Origin of the sequence: Herbidospora galbida (assembly GCF_005233835.1) — a bacterium.
GTDB lineage: Bacteria > Actinomycetota > Actinomycetes > Streptosporangiales > Streptosporangiaceae > Herbidospora > Herbidospora galbida.
In genome coordinates, this window is the sequence record NZ_SZQA01000048.1 from 18,892 (window position 1) to 36,469 (window position 17,578).

Genomic DNA, 17,578 nt, shown 5'->3' on the forward strand with positions numbered 1-17,578 from the left:
TGCGGCGCAGGCGCCGGCGGCGCTGAGTGACATCAGCACAAATACACCACGACGCGTCACTCCAACCATCTGCGCGGTTCCTCCAGCAACCGCTTGACCGCTCCGAGGAAGAGCGCGGCGTCCCGGCCGTTCACGACGCGGTGGTCGAAGGCCAGCCCGATCCGCACCGTCTGGCGGACCATGAAACCTTCATCGCCCGGCTGGACCTCCTGCTGCGTCGAGGCCAGCGACAGCGCCGCCACGTGGCCGGGATAGATGATCGGGATCGCGAACTCCACGCCCGCCTCGCTGTGCAGGGTGACCGCGATGTTGGCGCCCTCCAGATCGCGTTCGCGGAAGCTGCCGCGCAGCGCGGTCATCCGGTAGTCCATGAGCTCGCGGGCCACCGCGTCGAGCGGACGCACGTCCGCGTCGCGGACGACCGGCACGAAAAGGCCCTTGCCCACGTCGATGGTGACCCCGACGTGCGACCCCTCCGCGAGGCGGATCCGGCCGTCGCCGAGCCAGGAGGCGAACAGGTGCGGGAACTCCGCCCGCTGGTCGGCCACCGCCTTGACCAGCAGCTCCGACAGTCCGATCAGGGTCCGGGCGTGCTTGGACAGGTCCCGGGTGAGCTTGGCGGTGTCGGTGACGTCGGCCTTGACGGCCGTGAACGCCGCCGGGATGGTCTGGTGCGACAGCACCACCACGTCGGCCGCCTGGCGCTGCGCCCTCGGCAGCGTGACGACCTCGCGCGGGTCGGCCAGCGACGCCACGTCCTCGGCCCGGACCACCTTCTTGCCGAGCGCGCGCACCCGGTCGAGCGGGATGCCGTGCTGCTCGATGAGCGCCTGGGCCGGGCGGGTGATGACGACGTCGATCTCCCCGGACGCCAGCGGCGGCACCTCCGGGACGACCGGTTCCGCCACCTCGACCGCCGCGCCGATGGCGGCGATCAGTTCGCCCGGCGCGCAGTCGCCGGAATGGACCCGGATGACCAATGTCCCGTCCGCCGGACTTTCCAGTTCCTCCGCCGTCTTCGACGTTTCGATGACCACGAGCGGGTCGCCCTGTCTCACCTCCTGGCCGTCGGCCGCGAGCCATTCCACGAGGATGTAACTGTCATCGTTGTTGTTCAGCTTCGGAATGCGGAATTCGGTCATGTGTTTATGGCTCTTCGAATGTCGGCGGGCTGGACGGTGCAGCGGGCCTCGAGATGCGCGGCCGTCGGGATGATCGAGTCGGGGGCCGAGATGTGCGTGATCGGCGCCGTCAGCCGGCCCCACAGCCGCTCGTGCAGCAGCCGGGCCACCTCGGCGCCCCAGGTGCCGCTGGCGGTGCCGTCCTCGGCGACGTGCACCCGTCTGGCCGCCGCGAGCACGTCGGCGACCGGGGTCACGTCGAGCGGGTGGAGGCGGGCGGGGACGAGCAGCGTACAGGCGATCTCGTCCTCGACCAGCAGGTCGCGCAGGGCGGCCAGGGCGCGGTCGGTGAGGCCGCCCGGGGCCAGCAGCACGTCCTCGGTGTCCTGCTCCGCGCGGATCACCGCCCAGCCGTCGCGCACCTCGAAGGTGTGCAGGCCGTCGCCGCCGCTCAGCATCGGCTTGGTGTAGAGGACCTTGTCCTCGAAGAACACCGCCGGGGTCCCGCTCGCGAAGATCTCGGTGAACAGCCGCGCGGCGTCGTGGAAGGGGCTCATCTCGTACACCGACAGGCCCGGGACGCCGATGAAGTGCTTCTGCAGGCTCTGGCTGTGCGTCGGCCCGTAGCCCCGGCGGCCGCCGGTGGGGAGGCGCACGATCAGCGGTACGTCCACCCGGCGGCCGTACATGGCCGTCGACTTGGCCGCGAAGTTCACCAGCTGGTCGAAGGCCAGCGTGGCGAAGTCGCTGAACATGATCTCCACGACGGCCCGGTCGCCCGCCAGGGCCAGCCCGGCGCCGACGCCGACGATGCCCCCTTCGGACAGTGGCGTGGACATCACGCGCGGGCCGAAGCGGTCCGACAGGCCTTTGGTGATCTTGAACGCGCCGCCGTACGGATCGGAGACGTCCTCGCCCAGCAGGTGGACCGACGGGTCGTTCTCCATCAGCAGGTGCAGCGACCGGTTCAGGTGTTCGGCGACTCTCATGACCACTCCGACAGGGGCCGGGCCAGCACGTTCTCCACCGCGGCGTCGATGAACGCGCGCTCGATCTCCTCCAGAGCCGCGACCTGCGCGGGGAAGTCGCGCGCGTAGTGGGCGTACCAGTCGCCGGCGGCGGCCTCGGCCAGCTCGGCGGCGGTCCGGGTGTCGTCGCCCTTGCTGTGCGGGCCGGCCCGGTGGACCGACACCTCGAACACCGCCGGGCGCTTGTCCGCGCGCACCCGCTCGACCAGCGGCGCGAGCTCGGCGCGGACCACGTTCACGTCGACCGACTCGACCCGGTGGTGCAGCACCCCGAACCCGGCGCAGCGGCCCGCGATCGACCCGGCCAGCTGCGCCGTGGTGGGGGTCGACTGGGCGATCCGGTTGTGCTCGACCACGACCAGCAGCGGGGCGCCCCACAGCTGGGCCATGTTGAGGGCCTCGTACACCGAGCCCTCACCCCAGGTGCCGTCGCCGATGTACGCGCACGCGATCCCGTCGCCGGTCCGCCGGTGCCGCAGCGCCACCCCGACCGCGACCGGGAGCGACTCGCCCTGGACGCCGGTCGACAGGAACCGCTCGTGGTAGATGTGCTGGCTGCCGCCCACCCCGTTGCAGAGCGCGCCCTCACGGCCGGTGATCTCGGCCAGCAGGGCGTGCGGCTCGTCGTAGCGGGCCAGGAAGTGGCCGTGCCCGCGGTGATTGCTGAACACATGGTCTTTGGGCCGCAGCAGGGCGCTGACCGCGACCGGCACGTGCTCCTGGCCGAGGCAGGTGTGCGTGGTGCCGTTGAGGCGGCCCTGCTCGAACAGGCGCAGCAGGGCCTTCTCGAAGTGCCGGATCCGCAGCATCCGCGACAGGTCGGCTTCCGAGACGGGCGTCAGGGTGCGCTCCCGCACCGCTCCGATCATGACTGGGACTCCTTCGCGCGGGCCGCCGCCAGCGCGGCCAGCGCGGCGAGGCGGCGGTTGGGGCGCAGGGCGGTCAGGTGGGCTTCCAGGGCGCCGGCGTCGAGCGAGCCGATGAAGTCGAGCGCGGCCTTCCTCGACCGGCGGGCCAGGTGGCGGTGCAGCGCCTCGTCGCCCGTCACGGGGTCGAGGGCGTTCAGCCACGGGCCGAGGTCCTGCGCCGGGACGACCGGGACGGGCCGGGCCTGGCCGACCGACTCGTAGCGCTCGATGCTGCGCACCGGGACGGAGTAGGGCACGCCGAGCTTGGCCTCCGACAGGCCACCGACGGCGCTGGCAATCACGGGCACGCCCCGGGCCATGGCCTCGACGCAGGCGTACCCGAAGGTCTCGTCCCAGAGCGAGGGCATGAGCAGGACCTTCGCCCGCGACAGGATGTCGTCGATGTCGTCGGAGGGCGGCCCGATCTCGATGTTGGGCCGCCGCTTGAGCTCGTCGAGGTCGTCGGCGGTGGTGCCCCAGGTCGGCACGGCCAGGAACCGGAGGTGCGGCCGCGCGTCGGCCAGGCCGAGGAGCACGCTGAGGCCCTTGTAGCCGCACGGGTTGATCATCGTGACCAGGTCCCCGGCGGGCAGCTCCGGCGGATCTCCGTAAATATGCGGATAAATCAGCGTGGACGAGATGTCGCCCCACTTCTGGAGGTACGTCCCGGCCGCCTGGCTCACCGCCACCACCGACGCCGCCAGCTTCACCATCCGGGTCCCGGCCGCGCTCGGATAGAACGCCCCGGGCCCGAACGGCAGCTGCTGCAGCGTGTGCGCCAGGTAGACCACCCGCTCGGGGGTCGCCCTGAGCGCCGCCCCGAGCACGATCAGCCCGGGGTCGTCCGACGGGACCAGCGTCCAGTCGGGGGAGACCTCGGCCGCCACCTCGCCGATGCGCCTGGCGAGCAGGGACGCCCGGGTCACCACGTGCGCCCGCACCCCGTTGTACTCGTAGACCAGCACGTCGGGGGTGGCCGACGTCACCTCCGCGCCGAGACCCCTGAGATAGGTCACGTGGTCGTCGGTGGACGTCGCGCGCAGCGCTCCGCTCATCGGCGCCACGACGTGGCACTCGTGCCCGCGCGCCGCGAGCTGCTCCATCATGATCCGATTGGACTTGTTCGCCCCGCCGTGGCTGGGCAGGTGGAACATGTTCTGGGCGAGCAGGACTCTCATGCGTTGTCGGAGAGCAGTTCGTTGATCTCGTCGTCCGACATGCCGTCGAGCTGCTTCAGCAGGGCGGCCAGCTCGTCGTCGTCCACGGCCGCGATCCGGCCCTGGTCGATCGCCTTGGACGCCTCCGCGACGGTGAACCCCGACGCGAACAGCACGTCGATGGGTAACTCGACGCCGAACTGCTCCTCGACCCTGGCCAGGAACTGGACCATCGTCAGCGACTGGCCGCCGAGTTCGAAGAAGTCGTCGTCGACCGACGGAGGGGCCTGGCCGAGCAGCTCGGTCCAGATCTCGGCGACGGCGGATTCGGTGGGGGTCATGCGGAGGTTCCCTTCAGTTCTGCGAGACCGACCAAGTCGTCGGGTTCGGCGTCAGGGGTGTCCCGGTCGAAGTTCCGGAGCGCCCGGTGCCTCAGTGCGATCACGATCGTGACGGCCATGGCGAGGCCGCAGATCAGGTAGAGCAGGCCGATGCCGCGCCCCTCGCCGACGCCGATCACGGCGCCGACCGTCGAGGCGAGCGCGCCGTCCTCGCGCAGCAGCGGGACGAACACCAGCCCGGCCAGCCAGGCCTGCACGGCCAGGCCGATGGGCTGCGTCGACATGGCGAGCATCTGGTTGATGGCGATCACGCGGGCGTGGTAGCGCTGCGGCACCTTCGAGTGGATGATCGTGATCCAGATGCCGTCGCTGATCGTCATGAACAGGGCCATCCCGGCCGCGCCCACCGCCACCAGCGGCAGCCACGGCCGCAGGCCCATCGAGAAGGCGAACAGCGCCACGACGGCCACGGCCGAGAGCATCCCGAACATCCGGCGGCGGCGCGGGCCGCCCCAGATCGAGATCACGAACCCGCCCGTCACCGCGCCGGCGGCGGCGACCAGGGCCACGGTCCCGGTGTCGCCCAGGTCGCCCATCGAGAGCACCAGCGGCGAGATCATCGTGAACGCGGTGAACAGGAAGAAGTTGACGGCGAACATGGTGATCGCCATCGCCCGCAGGCCCGGCCGCCGCCACAGGTAGCGGAAGCCGTTGCGGATCTCCGCGCCGACGCTCTCCCGCCGTGTCCAGGCCATGGCCTTGGGGAACGGCGTGAGCAGGGTGACGGCGACGGCGAACAGGTAGCAGACGACGTTGGCGATCAGGATCCCGTTCAGCCCGATCGCGGCCAGCACCCCGACGGCGAACAGCGGGACCATCAGGCGGCCGATCGCGTTGCCGAGCTGGAGCACGCCGCCGGCGTGGCCGAGATAGTGCTTGGGCGCCAGTTGCGGTACGGCCGACGCCCAGGCCAGGCGTTGCACCGTCAGCGCCACGCTCAGCAGGATGAGGATTCCGTACAGCGCGGGCATCGGGAGGGTGTCGGTGAGCAGCAGCCCCAGCATGAGCGCCTGCAGCCCGAGGCAGGCGCCGTCGCCGATGAGCATCGCCCTGCGCCGGTCGCTGCGGTCGACCAGCGCGCCGACGAGCGGCGAGAGCAGCAGGCCGGGCACCAGGGCGATGATGGCGAACAGGCTGAACTGCAGGAGCGAGCCGGTCTTCAGGTAGGCCCAGATCGGGACCGCGAACTCGGTCATGGCCGTGCCGACCATCGACACGGTCTGGCCGACGGCGACCCGCAGGAACCGGCCCAGCGTGGCCTCGACGGGCGGGGCCTCGCGGGAGACCGCCTCCTTGCGCCACGTCTCGGCGGCGTGCGGGCCGTCGAGGTCGGTGTGGACGGTGGTGATGATCCTCGCCAGTTCCCCGGCGCGGTAGCGGAGGAAGTAGTGGCCCGCCTCGTCGATCACCACGAGCGCCGTCGTCCTGGCGGTGACGTGCCAGTCGCGGTAGCGCTCCTCGTAGAAGTCGGTGATCGGGTCGCGGCTGCCGACGATCGAGATGACCGGGGCGGTCAGCGGGGTCGCGCCCTCGTCGATGAGCTTGGTGAAGTAGGCCTCGCCCGCCTTGGCGTCGGAGCGCATGGTGGTGACGATGCGCTCGACCTCCTCGCCGCCCAGGCCGTCGAGGTCGGCGCCGATGGCGCGCAGCCAGTTGGCCTCGGAGTTGTTGTTCCGCAGCCGGCGGTTGTTGAAGTAGTGCTTGTTCAGCAGGCCGCTCAGGCCCTTGGTCGGGACGGCGAACGGGAAGCTGCCGGCGATGTAGACGGCGTCGACCTCCCGGCCGGCCGCCTCGACGCGGCGGGCGATCTCGGTCGTGAGGGCGCTGCCGACGCAGTGGCCGTACAGGACCAGCGGGCCCTTGACCTTGGCCAGGATCTCGGCGCAGATCTTCTCGGCGGCCTCGTCGAAGGGGAGGATCTCCTCGTCGACGCCGAGCTCGTGGCCGGGCAGGGCGACGGCCTGGAGCGCGACGCCCTTCGGCAGCGCCTCGGCGAGCGCCTGGTAGACGACCGCGCTGCCGCCGCCGTAGGGCACGCAGACCAGCGTCATCGTGGGGGCGGGCACCGGTGGGGTGAGGCGCACCAGCAGGCCGCCCGGCTCCTCGGCCGGGCCGTCGACCAGCGCGGCCAGCGCGGCGACGGTCCGGTTGGCCAGCGCGTCGACGACGCTGATCGGCTTGTCCGGCATCGTCTGGCGCAGCTTGGCGATCATGCGGATGAGCAGCAGCGAGTGGCCGCCCAGGGCCATGAAGTCGTCGTCGACGCCGATGGTCTCGACGTTGAGGACCTCTTTCCAGACGCCGGCGATGAGGAGTTCGGTCTCGGTGCTCGGCGCTCTTCCCGCGGAGGCGGTGACCTGGGGGAGGGGCAGGGCCTTGCGGTCGACCTTGCCGTTCGCGTTGAGCGGCATGCGGTCGAGCTCGGTGAAGACCACCGGGACCATGTACTCGGGGAGCCGGAGCGCGCAGTGTTCGTCCAGGCCCCGCACCGGTTCGGCGACCGGCACGTAGTAGGCCACCAGTCGTTCCTCGTGCACCGCCGCCACCGCGTCCCGCACGCCCGGATGGTCGAGGAGCGCGGCCCTGACCTCGTCCAGCTCGATGCGGTAACCGCGGATCTTCACCTGGTCGTCGAACCGGCCGAGGAACGCCACGTTGCCGTCGGGCAGCCAGAGGACCCGGTCGCCCGTCTTGTAGACGCGCTCACCCTCGAACTCCACGAACCGTTCGGCGGTCAGGTCCGGTCGGTTCATGTAGCCGCGGGTGACGCCGACGCCACCGACGTACAGTTCGCCCGGGACGCCCGCGGGGAGCAGGCGGCGGTGCGGGTCGAGAACGAACATGCGCATGTTGGGCAGTGGCGCCCCGATGGGGACGACCTCGTGGTGCTGCCGGTGGGTGACCGGGTAGACGCACGTGCCGACGGTGGCCTCGGTGGGGCCGTACTCGTTGATCAACCGTCCGGGGCCGAGGATCTCGAGCCAGCGGTCGGCGAGCGAACCGGGGAGGGCCTCCCCGGCCACGACGATCACCCCGGCCAGCGCGGCGGCGCGGGCGTCGTCGAGTTGGTGGCCCAGCACCTCCAGATGGCCGGGGGTGAGTTTGATGAAACTGAAGTCCTTGCCGCTGAGGAGCTCGCCGAGCTCGCCCATGTCGAAGTCCTGGTCGAGGACGGTCACGGCCTGGCCCGTCACGAGCGGCGCCCACAGGTTGGGCACGACCAGGTCGAAGGCGACCGACCCGAGCAGCGGCGCGCCGCCCTCGCCCCGGGAGGCGAGCTCCTCGACGGCCCACCACACGTGGTTGACCAGCCCCCGGTGGGTGACCTGGACGCCCTTCGGCTTCCCGGTCGAGCCCGAGGTGAAGATCAGGTAGGCCAGCCGGTCGAGGTCGGGCTCGACGTCGACGGGGGAGGTGTCGCCGTCGATCGAGGCGACCTCGACGACCGTGGGGCCGTCGAACCGGGAGAGGTACTTCCGCTCGGTCAGCACCAGCGGCGTGGCCGCCGTCTCGAGCATGTCGGCGATGCGCTGCGGCGGGAACGCCGGATCCATCGGCACGTACGCCGCCCCGGCCAGCCACACGCCCAGCAACGACGCGATCAGGTCGGGGGAGCGGTCGAGCAGCACCCCGACCGTGCTCTCCGGCGTGACCCCCTCGGCGAGCAGCCGCCGGGCGATCTGGTTGGCGCGGGCGTGCAGCTCGGCGTAGGAGGTGTCCCGGCTGGCGAACCTGACCGCGGTCGCGGTGGACTCCCGGTGCTCCGCGAGCAACAAAGGGAGCGCTCTCTCTGGGTACGGCCGCGCCGAGTCGTTCCACGTCCCGAAGATCGTGTCCCGCTCCTCGGGGGTCACCAGGTCGAGCTCGGCCAGCGTGGCCGTCGGGTCGGCCGCGATCTGGGCGGCGAGGTGGTGGTAGTGGCCGACCATGCGGTCGACGACGTCGTCGTCGAGCAGGTCGCGCCGGTAGGTGAAGTCGAGGCCGGTGACGTCGCCGTCGAGGTGGACGAGCAGCGACAGCTCGTAGCCCTGGTGGTCGACCTCGTGGTCCCAGATCGAGGCGGTCAGGCCGGGCCAGTCGCCGCGCTGGTCGCGGAAGCCGCGTAAGGAGAAGCTGACCGGCAGCTTCAGGCCGACCGCGTCGGCCAGCACCGACAGCGGCAGCTGGTTGCTCAGCGCGCCGCCGACCGCCGCCCGGATCCGCGCGGCGACCTCGGGGAACGTGGGATCGCCGGACAGGTCGCCGTGGATCGGCACCGCGTTCACGAAGCACCCGACGACGCCTTCGAGCTCGCGCCGCCGGCGCCCGCCGTTGGTGGTCGCCAGGGTGACCCCGTCGGCGCCCGTGTAGCGGGCCAGCAGCATCGAGAACAGCGCCAGCAGGGCGGTGAACGGCGTCGTGCCCGGCCCGCCGGCGGCCTGCAGCGCCGTGAGGGTGCCCGGGGCGAGCAGGCTCCAGTTCGTGCTGGTACGCCGCCCGCCGGGCACCGGCCGCTCACGGCGCACCGGCAGTTCGACCGACGGGGCGCCGTCGAGCGCGGTCCGCCAGTAGGCCGTGCGGCGATCGAGCGTCTCGGTGGTCAGCTCGGCCCGCGACCAGGCGGCGTAGTCGGCGTACTGCACCGGCAACGCGGGCAGCGTGCCCGGCTCTCCGCCGAGCGCCTCCCGGTAGAGCGTGGCCAGCTCGTCGGCGAGGATGCCCATCGACCAGCCGTCGGCGGCGATGTGGTGGCACACGACCAGCAGGGCGTGCGACTCCTCGGCCAGCCGGATGAGCGTGGCCGCCACGACCGGCCCGTTCGACAGGTCGAACCGCCGGGTCACCGCCTCGGCGGTGATCTCCTCGGCGCGGTCGGGGCCGCCGTGGAACTCCAGCGGCATCGGGAACGGATCGAGGACGGTCTGCAGCGGTTCGTCGCCGTAAGCGGCCTGGTCGCCGGGGGTCGCGTAAACGGTACGCAGGCTCTCGTGTCGGGCGATCAGGGCGTCGAGGGCGGCGGTCAGCGCCGGGACGTCGAGCGGGCCGTCGAGTCGCAGGCCCAGGGTGGCGTTGGGGGCCGGGGACACGCCGTCGAGTTGCGCGCCGAGCCACATCTGCCGCTGTTCGAAGGAGCAGGCGAGGGGGCCCTGGTCGCGCGGGACGACGGGGATGGGGGATTTCGGACGCGCGGTGAGCAGGCGGGCGAGGGCCGCCTGACGCGCGGGGGAGAGCCCGCCGAGGGAGCTACGAGGCGCGGACTCGGGTGTGGAGGTGGACGTCACTGCCACGGAGTGGCCTTTCTTTGAACGGTCCAAGGCAACCCGAAAAAGGCCGGCGCGATAAGCGCCATCCTAATGTTGCACTGAGTTGCAGAAACTTGCGGAACCCAATTAACCGTCATGGGAGCGCTCCCACTGCACCCCCACAAGAGATTAATGGAACCTATTCGCCGCGCGCAAGTGCGCGCCACGCCCCGTCGGGGAATGTCGGCTTACCCGCGAATTACCCATGAGTAAGCGAGCAGCCCTCCTTCACTCTGCTGTTGCGCAGGTCAGGCATCCGGAAGCAGGATAGTATAGAACTTAAAAAAAGTCACGACCATGAGTCTGCCCCACAATCCCGGAGCACGGGAAGCGTCGTTCCATTATGCGGGATCACCGTTGACAGGAACATGTCGCTACTGCTTCTTTGGTTGCATTCCAGGACGGGCATCCGGGAACAAGAGAGCGCTTTCTCAGTCGGAGTATCACCCACCGGCCGCCACCGATGCAAGGGAACAGAAACTTTCATGCGCAACTCACTGTCAGCCGAAATTCCGGGCGCCGGGCGGGTGGCGTGCCGAGGATAATCGCCGTCACCCATGGCACCGACGGCGACGTGATGCCCTTCGTCCGGCTCGGATCCGAACTCCGCCGCCAGGGCCATGAGGTGACCCTGATCACGCACGAGCCCTACCGCGCGGCGGCCGCCGGCCTCGACTTCACCGCGATCGACACGGCCGAGCAGTTCGCCCGCCACCAGGCCGACACCGCCCAGCTCATGGACACCCGCGGCGGCCTCGGCTGGCTCGCCTTCTACGAGCGCAACGGCCTGTTCGAGCAGCTCTCCTTCGAGGTCAAGGCCATCGCCGAACGGCACCAGCCGGGACGGACGGTCCTGGTCGGCCGGCACACCTCGGCCCTGTCGGTCCGGTTCGCCGCCGAGCTGCTCGGCTGCCCGGTCGCCTGGGTCGCGGTCTCCCCGATCCAGGTCATGGGCGCCCGCCTCGCGGCCCACATGTACGCCACCGAACTCGCCGAGGGCTTCCAGTCGGTCCGCGACGACCTCGGCCTGCCGCCCATAGCCGATTGGCATGGCTGGTTCGCCGGCGCCACGATGGACATAGGACTGTGGCCCCGCTGGTTCGACCAGGCCGGCGCGAAATCACCGGCCCGATTCGAACTCGCCGGATTCGCCGTGCCCGACGCCGCATCGCGGGAAACGTTCTCCGACGACGTCGTCGCCGATCGCCCGGTCCTGGTCTCGGGCGGCACCGGGCGCATGCTGAACGAGGCCTTCTACGCCTCCGCCCTGAAAGCGGTCGAGGGATTTCCGGCCGTGGTCGTCACGCCCTATCCCGAATTGCTGCCCGCGCCGCTGCCCGACGGGGTGCGCTGGTTCGAACGGTTGCCGTTCGACCAGGTCGTACCGAAAGTCAGAGCGGTTGTTCACCACGGCGGCATCGGCACTCTCACCCGCGCGTTGATGGCAGGCACCCCGCAATTGGTGCTCGCCGACGGCGCCGACCGTCCCGACAACGCCGCCCGGCTCGCCAAACTCGGGCTGGCACGATGGCTTCCGCCCGGGAAATGGCCCCAGGCGGGGGAACAGCTGCGCGACCTGCTCACATCGGGGGAGCGGCCGGCAGCACCGGAGGACCTCGATCCGTCGGCGGGCATCACGAAAGCGGCGGCCCTCGTTGCCTCGCTTCTCGGCCCGCCGCGCCCGGCTCGTCCCGTCCTCACGGAATCCCAGCGCGAAGCGCTCCGACGCCACCTCCGAAAAGGATCCCGATGAGCTGGCAACCCCATGAGTTACGCGGCGACGGCAGACCTCTGGCCGACTTCCTGCGCGACACCCCCGTCGACGACCTCCTGGTCGAGAAGAAGGCCCTGGTCTTCCGCGGCTTCGGCGTGACCGAGGCCTCCCTCGACGCGCCGATGGACCTGCTGCTGCCCAACCGGCTGGCCTACGTCCACGGCAACTCCCCGCGCACCAAGGTCGGCCAGAACGTGTACACCTCGACGGAGTACCCGGCCGAGTACACGATCTCCATGCACAACGAGCTGTCCTACGCGGCGTCCTGGCCGTCGCGGCTGATGTTCTTCTGCGCCAAGGCCGCCGAGTCGGGCGGCGCGACGCCGGTCGTCGACGGCGTGACGTGGCTGGAGTCCCTCGACGCGCCGGTCCGGGAGGCGTTCGCCAAGGGCGTGCGCTACACCCAGAACCTGCACGGGGGGATGGGCCTCGGCAAGAGCTGGCAGGAGACCTTCGAGACCTCGGACACGAAGGCGGTCGAGGCCTTCCTCGACGCCTCCGCCGCCGAGTGGTCGTGGCGGCCCGACGGCGGGCTGCGGGTCAGCCAGGTCCGCCCGGCGACGACCCGCCACCCCGTCACCGGGGCGGAGGTCTGGTTCAACCAGTCCGACCAGTGGCACCCGGCCTCCCTCGGCGACGAGACCGCGATGATGCTCGCCGAGATCATGCCGCCGGAGGACCTCCCGCAGTCGGTCCAGTACGCCGACGGCAGCCCCATCCCGCCCGACCATGTGATCCAGGTGCGCGACCGTGGCCTGGAGCACGCCGTCGACGTGAACTGGCAGACCGGCGACGTGCTCCTGATCGACAACGTGCTGGTCGGCCACGGCCGCCGGCCCTTCACCGGCTCCCGCCGGGTCCTGGTCGCGATGAGCTGACCCCCGAGTCGAGCAGCCGGTCCGGTCGGGAGAGCCGGGCCGGCCGCTTGGGGAACCGGCCATGGCGGCGCGACGCGCGGGGAGTTCGATCGGCACCAAGCGCCGTCACAAGTCAGCGCCAAGCCGTGATCGGCAGGCTCTTCGCAGACACCGGGTCAGCCGGTCTCGAGGAGGAGTCATGTCGATGATCAGCAAGCGGTTCCTGGGCGCGGCCATCGTGGCGCTGGGCGTCTTCGGCGCCGCGACCCCCGCGCACGCGAACCAGGAGTTCTACACCCTGAGCCTCTACGACGACGCGGGGTACGAAGGCGGGTGGCGGCACCTGATGACGCTCGTGTGGAACGAGCTCGGCCAGTTCTGGGTGCGCACCCAGATCTCCCACCCCGACCTCACCAGCTTCAGCGACAAGACCAGTTCGCTGACCAACTACGACTGGAACGCCTGGGTCGTCTACGACGACAAGAACTACCGCGACCGCCACTACTGCATCCGGCCCGGCGAGACGGTGCCCAACCTCAGCTCGTCGCGCTGGAAGTTCAACGACAAGATCTCCTCGGCCAAGCGGCTGCAGAGCGCGAGCTGCGCGGGTTACCCGGCCTTCTTCACCACCGGCTGATCAGGTCGACGCCCTGATCACCAGGTGGGTGTCGAGGATGACCACCGGCTGCTCCAGCGGCTCGCCGTTGATGCGGGCGACGAGGAGCTGCACCATCTGCCGGCCCATCGCCTCGGTCGGCTGGTGGACGCTGGTCAGCGGCGGCTCGGTGTGCAGGGCGACCTTCGAGTCTTCGAACCCGATCAGCGCGATGTCCTGCGGCACCGCGCACCCCCGCTCCCGCAGCACCCGCAGCGCGCCGACCGCCATCGGGTCGGAGGCCGCGAACACGGCGTCGAGCTCGGGGTGGCGGTCGAGCAGTTCGCGCATCGCCGTCGAGCCGCTCTCTTCGGAGAAGTCTCCGTAGGCGACGCGTTCGGTCAGGCCGGTCGCGAGGAGGGCGTCGCGGTAGCCGGCCAGTCGGTCGACACCCACGCCCATGTCCTGGGGACCTGCGATGGTCGCGATGCGGGTGCGACCCTTGCCGAGCAGATATTTGACCGCCTGCCGGGCCCCCGCCCGGTTGTCCATGTCGACGTAGCTGTAGGGGTTGAGCCCCACGGGGCGGCCACCGAGGACGGTGGGCACGCCCAGCTCTTCGAGACGTCCCGGCAGGGGGTCGGCGCCGTGGACCGAGGTCAGCAGGACGCCGTCGACGTGCTGCCCGGTCAGGTAGTGCTCCAGGCGGTCGTGTTCGTTGCGGTTCTGGGCCATGCTCAGAATCAGCTGCAGGCCCGTCTCGGCCAGCGCCGACCCGATTCCCCTGATCAGGCCGGCGAAGTAGGGCTCGTCGAACACGCGCTGCTCGGATTCCGACACCACCAGGGCGATGGTGTCGGTCCGGTTGGTGACGAGGGTGCGGGCCGCCCGGTTGGGGACGTATCCGAGCTCGTCGATCGCGAGCAGGACGGCGTCGCGGGCCTTCTCGCTCACCTTCGGTGAGCCGTTGATGACCCGTGAAACCGTTCCTCGCCCGACTCCGGCACGCGCGGCGACGGCTTCGAGCGTCGGTCTCGCGACCGAGCGGCGGTCCCCGTTCATCAGTCCTGCCCCCTCACCACGTTCAAGCTATTGTGCCGGACCCCGGAGGCCGCCGTGCCGGATGGTTTCGGCGTACCAGAGAGCGCTATCTTTCAGGATGCGCGTCTGGGTTGGGTAGTCCACGTACACTAGGCCGAATCTCTTGCCATAACCCCACGCCCACTCGAAATTGTCCATGAGCGACCAGGCGAAGTAGCCCTCCAGCGGCACGCCCGCCTCGATGGCCTGGTGGCAGACCCTCAGGTGGGTGTCGATGTAGGCCTGGCGTTCGACGTCGTGGATCGCGCCGTCGTCGGTGACCACGTCGTCGTAGGCGGCGCCGTTCTCTGAAATGTACAGAGGCACGGCGGGGTACTCGTCGCGCAGCCGGGTGAGGACTTCGAGCAGGCCGTTGCCGTCGACCTCCCAGCCCATGCCGGTGACCGGGCGGCCGCCGTTGACGAAGCCGACGTGCTCGTTGCCGGGCCACGCCGAGCCGCTGTCGGTGGGGGCCGCGGACGCCGACTTGGGGCCGCCCTCGGCGCCGGTGACGGTGAAGCGGCTGTAGTAGTTGATCAGCAGCATGTCGAGCGGCGCCGCGATCAGCTCCAGGTCGCCGTCCTTGATGTACTCCTCGGGCGCGATCAGCGGCGTCAGGTCGTCGAGGACGTCCTGGGGGTAGCTGCCGCGCATGAGGGCGTCCAGGAAGAAGCGGTTCTGCATGCCGTCGATGCGGCGGGCCGCGTCGAGGTCGGCCTCGCTGTCGCTCTGGGGGCTGATCGCGTAGAGGTTGACGCAGCCGCCGATCCGCGTGTCGGTGCGCTGGGCCCGCATCGCCTGGACGGCCAGGCCGTGGGCCAGGTTCAGGTGGTGGGCCGCCTTGATCGACTCCGCCGGGTTCCGGCGGCCGGGGGCGTGCTCGCCCGAGGAGTAGCCGAGGAACGCCGCGCACCACGGCTCGTTGACCGTGGCCCAGTTGGCGACCCGGTCGCCGAGGGCGCCGTGCACGATGGCGGCGAAGTCCGCGAAGCGCTTCGACAGGTCGCGCGACGGCCACCCGCCTTCGTCTTCGAGGGTCTGCGGCAGATCCCAGTGGTAGAGCGTCACCCACGGCGAGATGCCGTAGGAGAGCAGCTCGTCGACCAGGCGCTTGTAGAAGTCGAGGCCCTTGGCGTTGACCTCGCCCTTGCCGTCGGGCTGGATCCGCGTCCAGGAGACCGAGAACCGGTAGGCGCTCAGCCCCAGGTCGGCCATCAGCCGCACGTCGTCGCGGTAGCGGTTGTAGTGGTCGATGGCCACCGAGGCGTCGTCGCCCTCGACGACCCGCCCGGGTTGCGCGACGAAGGTGTCCCAGATGGAACGGCCGCGGCCGTCGGCCGTGAGCGCGCCTTCGATCTGGTAGGCCGACGTCGCGCTGCCCCAGACGAAGCCGGTGGGGAAGACCAGACCAGGGGTGTCGATCTGGGTCTCTGTGTTCTGGGTCACTCCTTGACCGCACCTTCCATGAGTCCGCCGATGATCTGGCGGCCGAAAAAGACGAATACCAGCAGAAGAGGAATGATCGAGACCGTAGTGCCCGCGAAGATGAGCACGTAATTGGTCGAATAACGGTCGTTCAGAGCCCTCAGCGCGACCTGCACAGTCGGATTGTCCGGCGTGAGCACGATGAGAGGCCAGAGGAACTCGTTCCAGATCAGCATGAACGTCTGGATCGCCAGCACGGCCATGCCGGGCCGGACCGCCGGCACCGCGACGTTCCACCAGATGCGCAGGGTGCTCGCGCCGTCGACCCGCGCGGCCTCGACCAGTTCTCGCGGTACGGCCTGGCGCGTGTACTGCGTCATGAGGAACACCCCGAAACCGTTCACCAGGAACGGCAGGATGACCGCCTTGAGGGTGTTCGTCCAGCCCAGCGTCACCATCATCTGGTAGAGCGGGACGATGCCCATCTGCTGCAGCGGCACCATCATGGTCAGCACGACCGACAGCAGCAGCAGGTTGCGGCCCCTGAAGGTGAGTGAGGCGAACGCGAACCCGGCCAGGGTCGAGATGATCACGATGCCGATCGTCACCGTGCAGGCGATGATGATCGAGTTGATGATGCCCGTCATGAAGTGGGCGTTCTCGGCCTCGAAGACGGCCCTGATGTTCTCGCCGAGGTTGCCCGCCGGGAGGAGCGGCGGCGGCATGCTGTGCGCGTCCTCGTTGGTGCGGGTCGCGATGACGATCATCCAGTAGATCGGGAAGATCGACAGGAAGATGGCCAGGCCCAGGCTCGCCTTGGTCAGGACGGTCGCCCTGAACGGGTCGAGCCGCGAGGTGCCGGCCCCCGTGGGGCGCGGGGCCCGGGGCGCCCGATGTGTGATCGTCGTCATCGTGATCTCCCGATGCCGCGGACGATGGCGAAGTTGATCAGCGCGGTGATCATGATGAGCAGGAACAGGATCCAGGCCGCGGCCGCGGCGTAGCCGTACTGGAAGTCCCGGAAGCCCTCCTTGACGATGAACATGGCCACCGTCTGGAACTGGCCCGTCGTGCCGCCCGTCATCAGGCCGGCGCCGAACATCACCGGCTCGGCGAACAGGGTGAAACCGCCGATCGTCGAGACGATGACGGTGAAGATGATCGTGGGCTTGAGCAGCGGGACCGTGATGCCCCAGAACTGGCGGCGCGGGGAGGCGCCGTCGATGGCGGCGGCCTCGTAGAGGTCCTTGGGGATCGTCTGCATCGCGGCCAGGTAGATGATCGCGTTGTAGCCGGTCCAGCGCCAGTCGATCATCGTGGCGATGGCGATCCACGACGACCACTTCTCGTTCTGCCAGTGGATCGGGTCCACCCCGAACGCGCCCAGCACCCAGTTGACCAGGCCGTAGTCACGGCCGTACAGCTGGGTGAAGACGACCGCGACGGCGACCACCGAGGTGATGAGCGGCGCGAGCACGCTCAGCCGCAGCACCAGCCGGCCGCGCAGTTTCTTGTTCAGTGCGTTGGCCAGCAGCAGCGCGAGCAGCAGCTGCGGCACCGTCGCGATCACGAAGATGCCGACGGTGTTGAGCACCGAGTTCCAGAACTTGTCGTCCGCCAGCAGCTCGGTGTAGTTCTCCATGCCGATGAACGTCTTGTCGCCGGCGAGCTGCCAGTCGTGCAGCGACACCCAGGCGGTGAAGATCAGCGGGAAGACGCCGAAGATCGCGAACAGGATGAAGTAGGGCGAGACGAACAAATAGGGAGTGGCCCGCAGGTCCAGCCAGGACCAGAATCTCCGGCCGCCCGGCGGCCGCGCGTGCCGCCGGGGCCCGGGTGGCACCGTGCGGGTCCGGGAGCCCGCGTCGACGCTGAGGCTCATCGTCAACCTTTCGTGGAAGGAGCGGCCGGGGGGATCCGGCCGCTCAAGTGAGTGACCGGCCCCTCGGT

General features: G+C 70.0%; 13 protein-coding genes. 3 read left to right on the forward strand and 10 right to left on the reverse strand.

Annotated elements, in window-relative coordinates; translation table 11 throughout:
• Positions 1 to 56: 56 nt before the first annotated feature.
• Genes FDA94_RS34060 through FDA94_RS34085 form a run of 6 tightly spaced genes read right to left on the reverse strand, consistent with a single transcriptional unit; the run spans position 57 to position 9,882 of the window.
• Positions 57 to 1,142 carry a 2-oxo acid dehydrogenase subunit E2 gene (locus FDA94_RS34060; protein ID WP_137251176.1) on the reverse strand — a complete coding sequence of 362 codons (1,086 nt, stop codon included), beginning with the start codon at positions 1,140 to 1,142 and terminating at the stop codon, positions 57 to 59.
• Positions 1,139 to 2,110, reverse strand: coding sequence for an alpha-ketoacid dehydrogenase subunit beta (locus FDA94_RS34065; RefSeq protein WP_137251177.1), 972 nt, complete (start codon positions 2,108 to 2,110; stop codon positions 1,139 to 1,141). Before FDA94_RS34065 ends, FDA94_RS34060 begins: the two co-directional genes overlap by 4 nt.
• A complete protein-coding gene (locus FDA94_RS34070) occupies positions 2,107 to 3,018 on the reverse strand; it encodes a thiamine pyrophosphate-dependent dehydrogenase E1 component subunit alpha (protein WP_137251178.1) in 912 nt (303 codons plus the stop codon). Before FDA94_RS34070 ends, FDA94_RS34065 begins: the two co-directional genes overlap by 4 nt.
• A complete protein-coding gene (locus FDA94_RS34075) occupies positions 3,015 to 4,235 on the reverse strand; it encodes a glycosyltransferase family 4 protein (protein WP_137251179.1) in 1,221 nt (406 codons plus the stop codon). Before FDA94_RS34075 ends, FDA94_RS34070 begins: the two co-directional genes overlap by 4 nt.
• Positions 4,232 to 4,555 (reverse strand): phosphopantetheine-binding protein, encoded by a 324-nt coding sequence (locus FDA94_RS34080; RefSeq protein WP_062331086.1) that lies wholly within the window; start codon positions 4,553 to 4,555, stop codon positions 4,232 to 4,234. The genes FDA94_RS34075 and FDA94_RS34080 overlap by 4 nt, the downstream gene beginning before the upstream one ends.
• The gene (locus FDA94_RS34085; protein ID WP_137251180.1) at positions 4,552 to 9,882 is read right to left on the reverse strand and encodes a non-ribosomal peptide synthetase/MFS transporter; all 5,331 of its coding nucleotides are present in this window, start codon (positions 9,880 to 9,882) and stop codon (positions 4,552 to 4,554) included. Before FDA94_RS34085 ends, FDA94_RS34080 begins: the two co-directional genes overlap by 4 nt.
• A gap of 547 nt (positions 9,883 to 10,429) precedes the next feature.
• Here FDA94_RS34085 and FDA94_RS34090 point away from each other — a divergent pair.
• The 3 genes from FDA94_RS34090 to FDA94_RS34100 all read left to right on the forward strand — a co-directional run bounded on the left by FDA94_RS34090 (position 10,430) and on the right by FDA94_RS34100 (position 13,165).
• Entirely contained in the window at positions 10,430 to 11,650 is a 1,221-nt protein-coding gene (locus FDA94_RS34090) for a glycosyltransferase (protein ID WP_170991246.1), read from the forward strand.
• Positions 11,647 to 12,549 carry a TauD/TfdA family dioxygenase gene (locus tag FDA94_RS34095; protein WP_137251182.1) on the forward strand — a complete coding sequence of 301 codons (903 nt, stop codon included), beginning with the start codon at positions 11,647 to 11,649 and terminating at the stop codon, positions 12,547 to 12,549. Before FDA94_RS34090 ends, FDA94_RS34095 begins: the two co-directional genes overlap by 4 nt.
• 178 nt (positions 12,550 to 12,727) lie before the next feature.
• Positions 12,728 to 13,165 carry a beta/gamma crystallin-related protein gene (locus tag FDA94_RS34100; protein WP_137251183.1) on the forward strand — a complete coding sequence of 146 codons (438 nt, stop codon included), beginning with the start codon at positions 12,728 to 12,730 and terminating at the stop codon, positions 13,163 to 13,165.
• Here FDA94_RS34100 and FDA94_RS34105 read toward each other — a convergent pair whose 3' ends face one another.
• Genes FDA94_RS34105 through FDA94_RS34120 form a run of 4 tightly spaced genes read right to left on the reverse strand, consistent with a single transcriptional unit; the run spans position 13,166 to position 17,510 of the window.
• The gene (locus FDA94_RS34105; RefSeq protein WP_137251184.1) at positions 13,166 to 14,185 is read right to left on the reverse strand and encodes a LacI family DNA-binding transcriptional regulator; all 1,020 of its coding nucleotides are present in this window, start codon (positions 14,183 to 14,185) and stop codon (positions 13,166 to 13,168) included.
• A gap of 27 nt (positions 14,186 to 14,212) precedes the next feature.
• Positions 14,213 to 15,649, reverse strand: coding sequence for a GH1 family beta-glucosidase (locus tag FDA94_RS34110; RefSeq protein ID WP_137251185.1), 1,437 nt, complete (start codon positions 15,647 to 15,649; stop codon positions 14,213 to 14,215).
• The gene (locus FDA94_RS34115; protein WP_137251186.1) at positions 15,646 to 16,539 is read right to left on the reverse strand and encodes a carbohydrate ABC transporter permease; all 894 of its coding nucleotides are present in this window, start codon (positions 16,537 to 16,539) and stop codon (positions 15,646 to 15,648) included. The genes FDA94_RS34110 and FDA94_RS34115 overlap by 4 nt, the downstream gene beginning before the upstream one ends.
• Positions 16,536 to 17,510, reverse strand: a complete 975-nt coding sequence (locus FDA94_RS34120) for a carbohydrate ABC transporter permease (protein WP_062331113.1) — start codon at positions 17,508 to 17,510, stop codon at positions 16,536 to 16,538. The genes FDA94_RS34115 and FDA94_RS34120 overlap by 4 nt, the downstream gene beginning before the upstream one ends.
• Positions 17,511 to 17,578 lie beyond the last annotated feature (68 nt).

Excerpts from the sequence above, each read along its gene's own strand:
- FDA94_RS34080 (WP_062331086.1), bottom strand. The coding sequence starts at position 4,555 with ATGACCCCCACCGAATCCGCCGTCGCCGAGATCTGGACCGAGCTGCTC.
- FDA94_RS34120 (WP_062331113.1), bottom strand. The coding sequence starts at position 17,510 with ATGAGCCTCAGCGTCGACGCGGGCTCCCGGACCCGCACGGTGCCACCC.
- FDA94_RS34075 (WP_137251179.1), bottom strand. The coding sequence starts at position 4,235 with ATGAGAGTCCTGCTCGCCCAGAACATGTTCCACCTGCCCAGCCACGGC.
- FDA94_RS34065 (WP_137251177.1), bottom strand. The coding sequence starts at position 2,110 with ATGAGAGTCGCCGAACACCTGAACCGGTCGCTGCACCTGCTGATGGAG.
- FDA94_RS34105 (WP_137251184.1), bottom strand. The coding sequence starts at position 14,185 with ATGAACGGGGACCGCCGCTCGGTCGCGAGACCGACGCTCGAAGCCGTC.
- FDA94_RS34060 (WP_137251176.1), bottom strand. The coding sequence starts at position 1,142 with ATGACCGAATTCCGCATTCCGAAGCTGAACAACAACGATGACAGTTAC.
- FDA94_RS34095 (WP_137251182.1), top strand. The coding sequence starts at position 11,647 with ATGAGCTGGCAACCCCATGAGTTACGCGGCGACGGCAGACCTCTGGCC.
- FDA94_RS34070 (WP_137251178.1), bottom strand. The coding sequence starts at position 3,018 with ATGATCGGAGCGGTGCGGGAGCGCACCCTGACGCCCGTCTCGGAAGCC.
- FDA94_RS34100 (WP_137251183.1), top strand. The coding sequence starts at position 12,728 with ATGTCGATGATCAGCAAGCGGTTCCTGGGCGCGGCCATCGTGGCGCTG.
- FDA94_RS34115 (WP_137251186.1), bottom strand. The coding sequence starts at position 16,539 with ATGACGACGATCACACATCGGGCGCCCCGGGCCCCGCGCCCCACGGGG.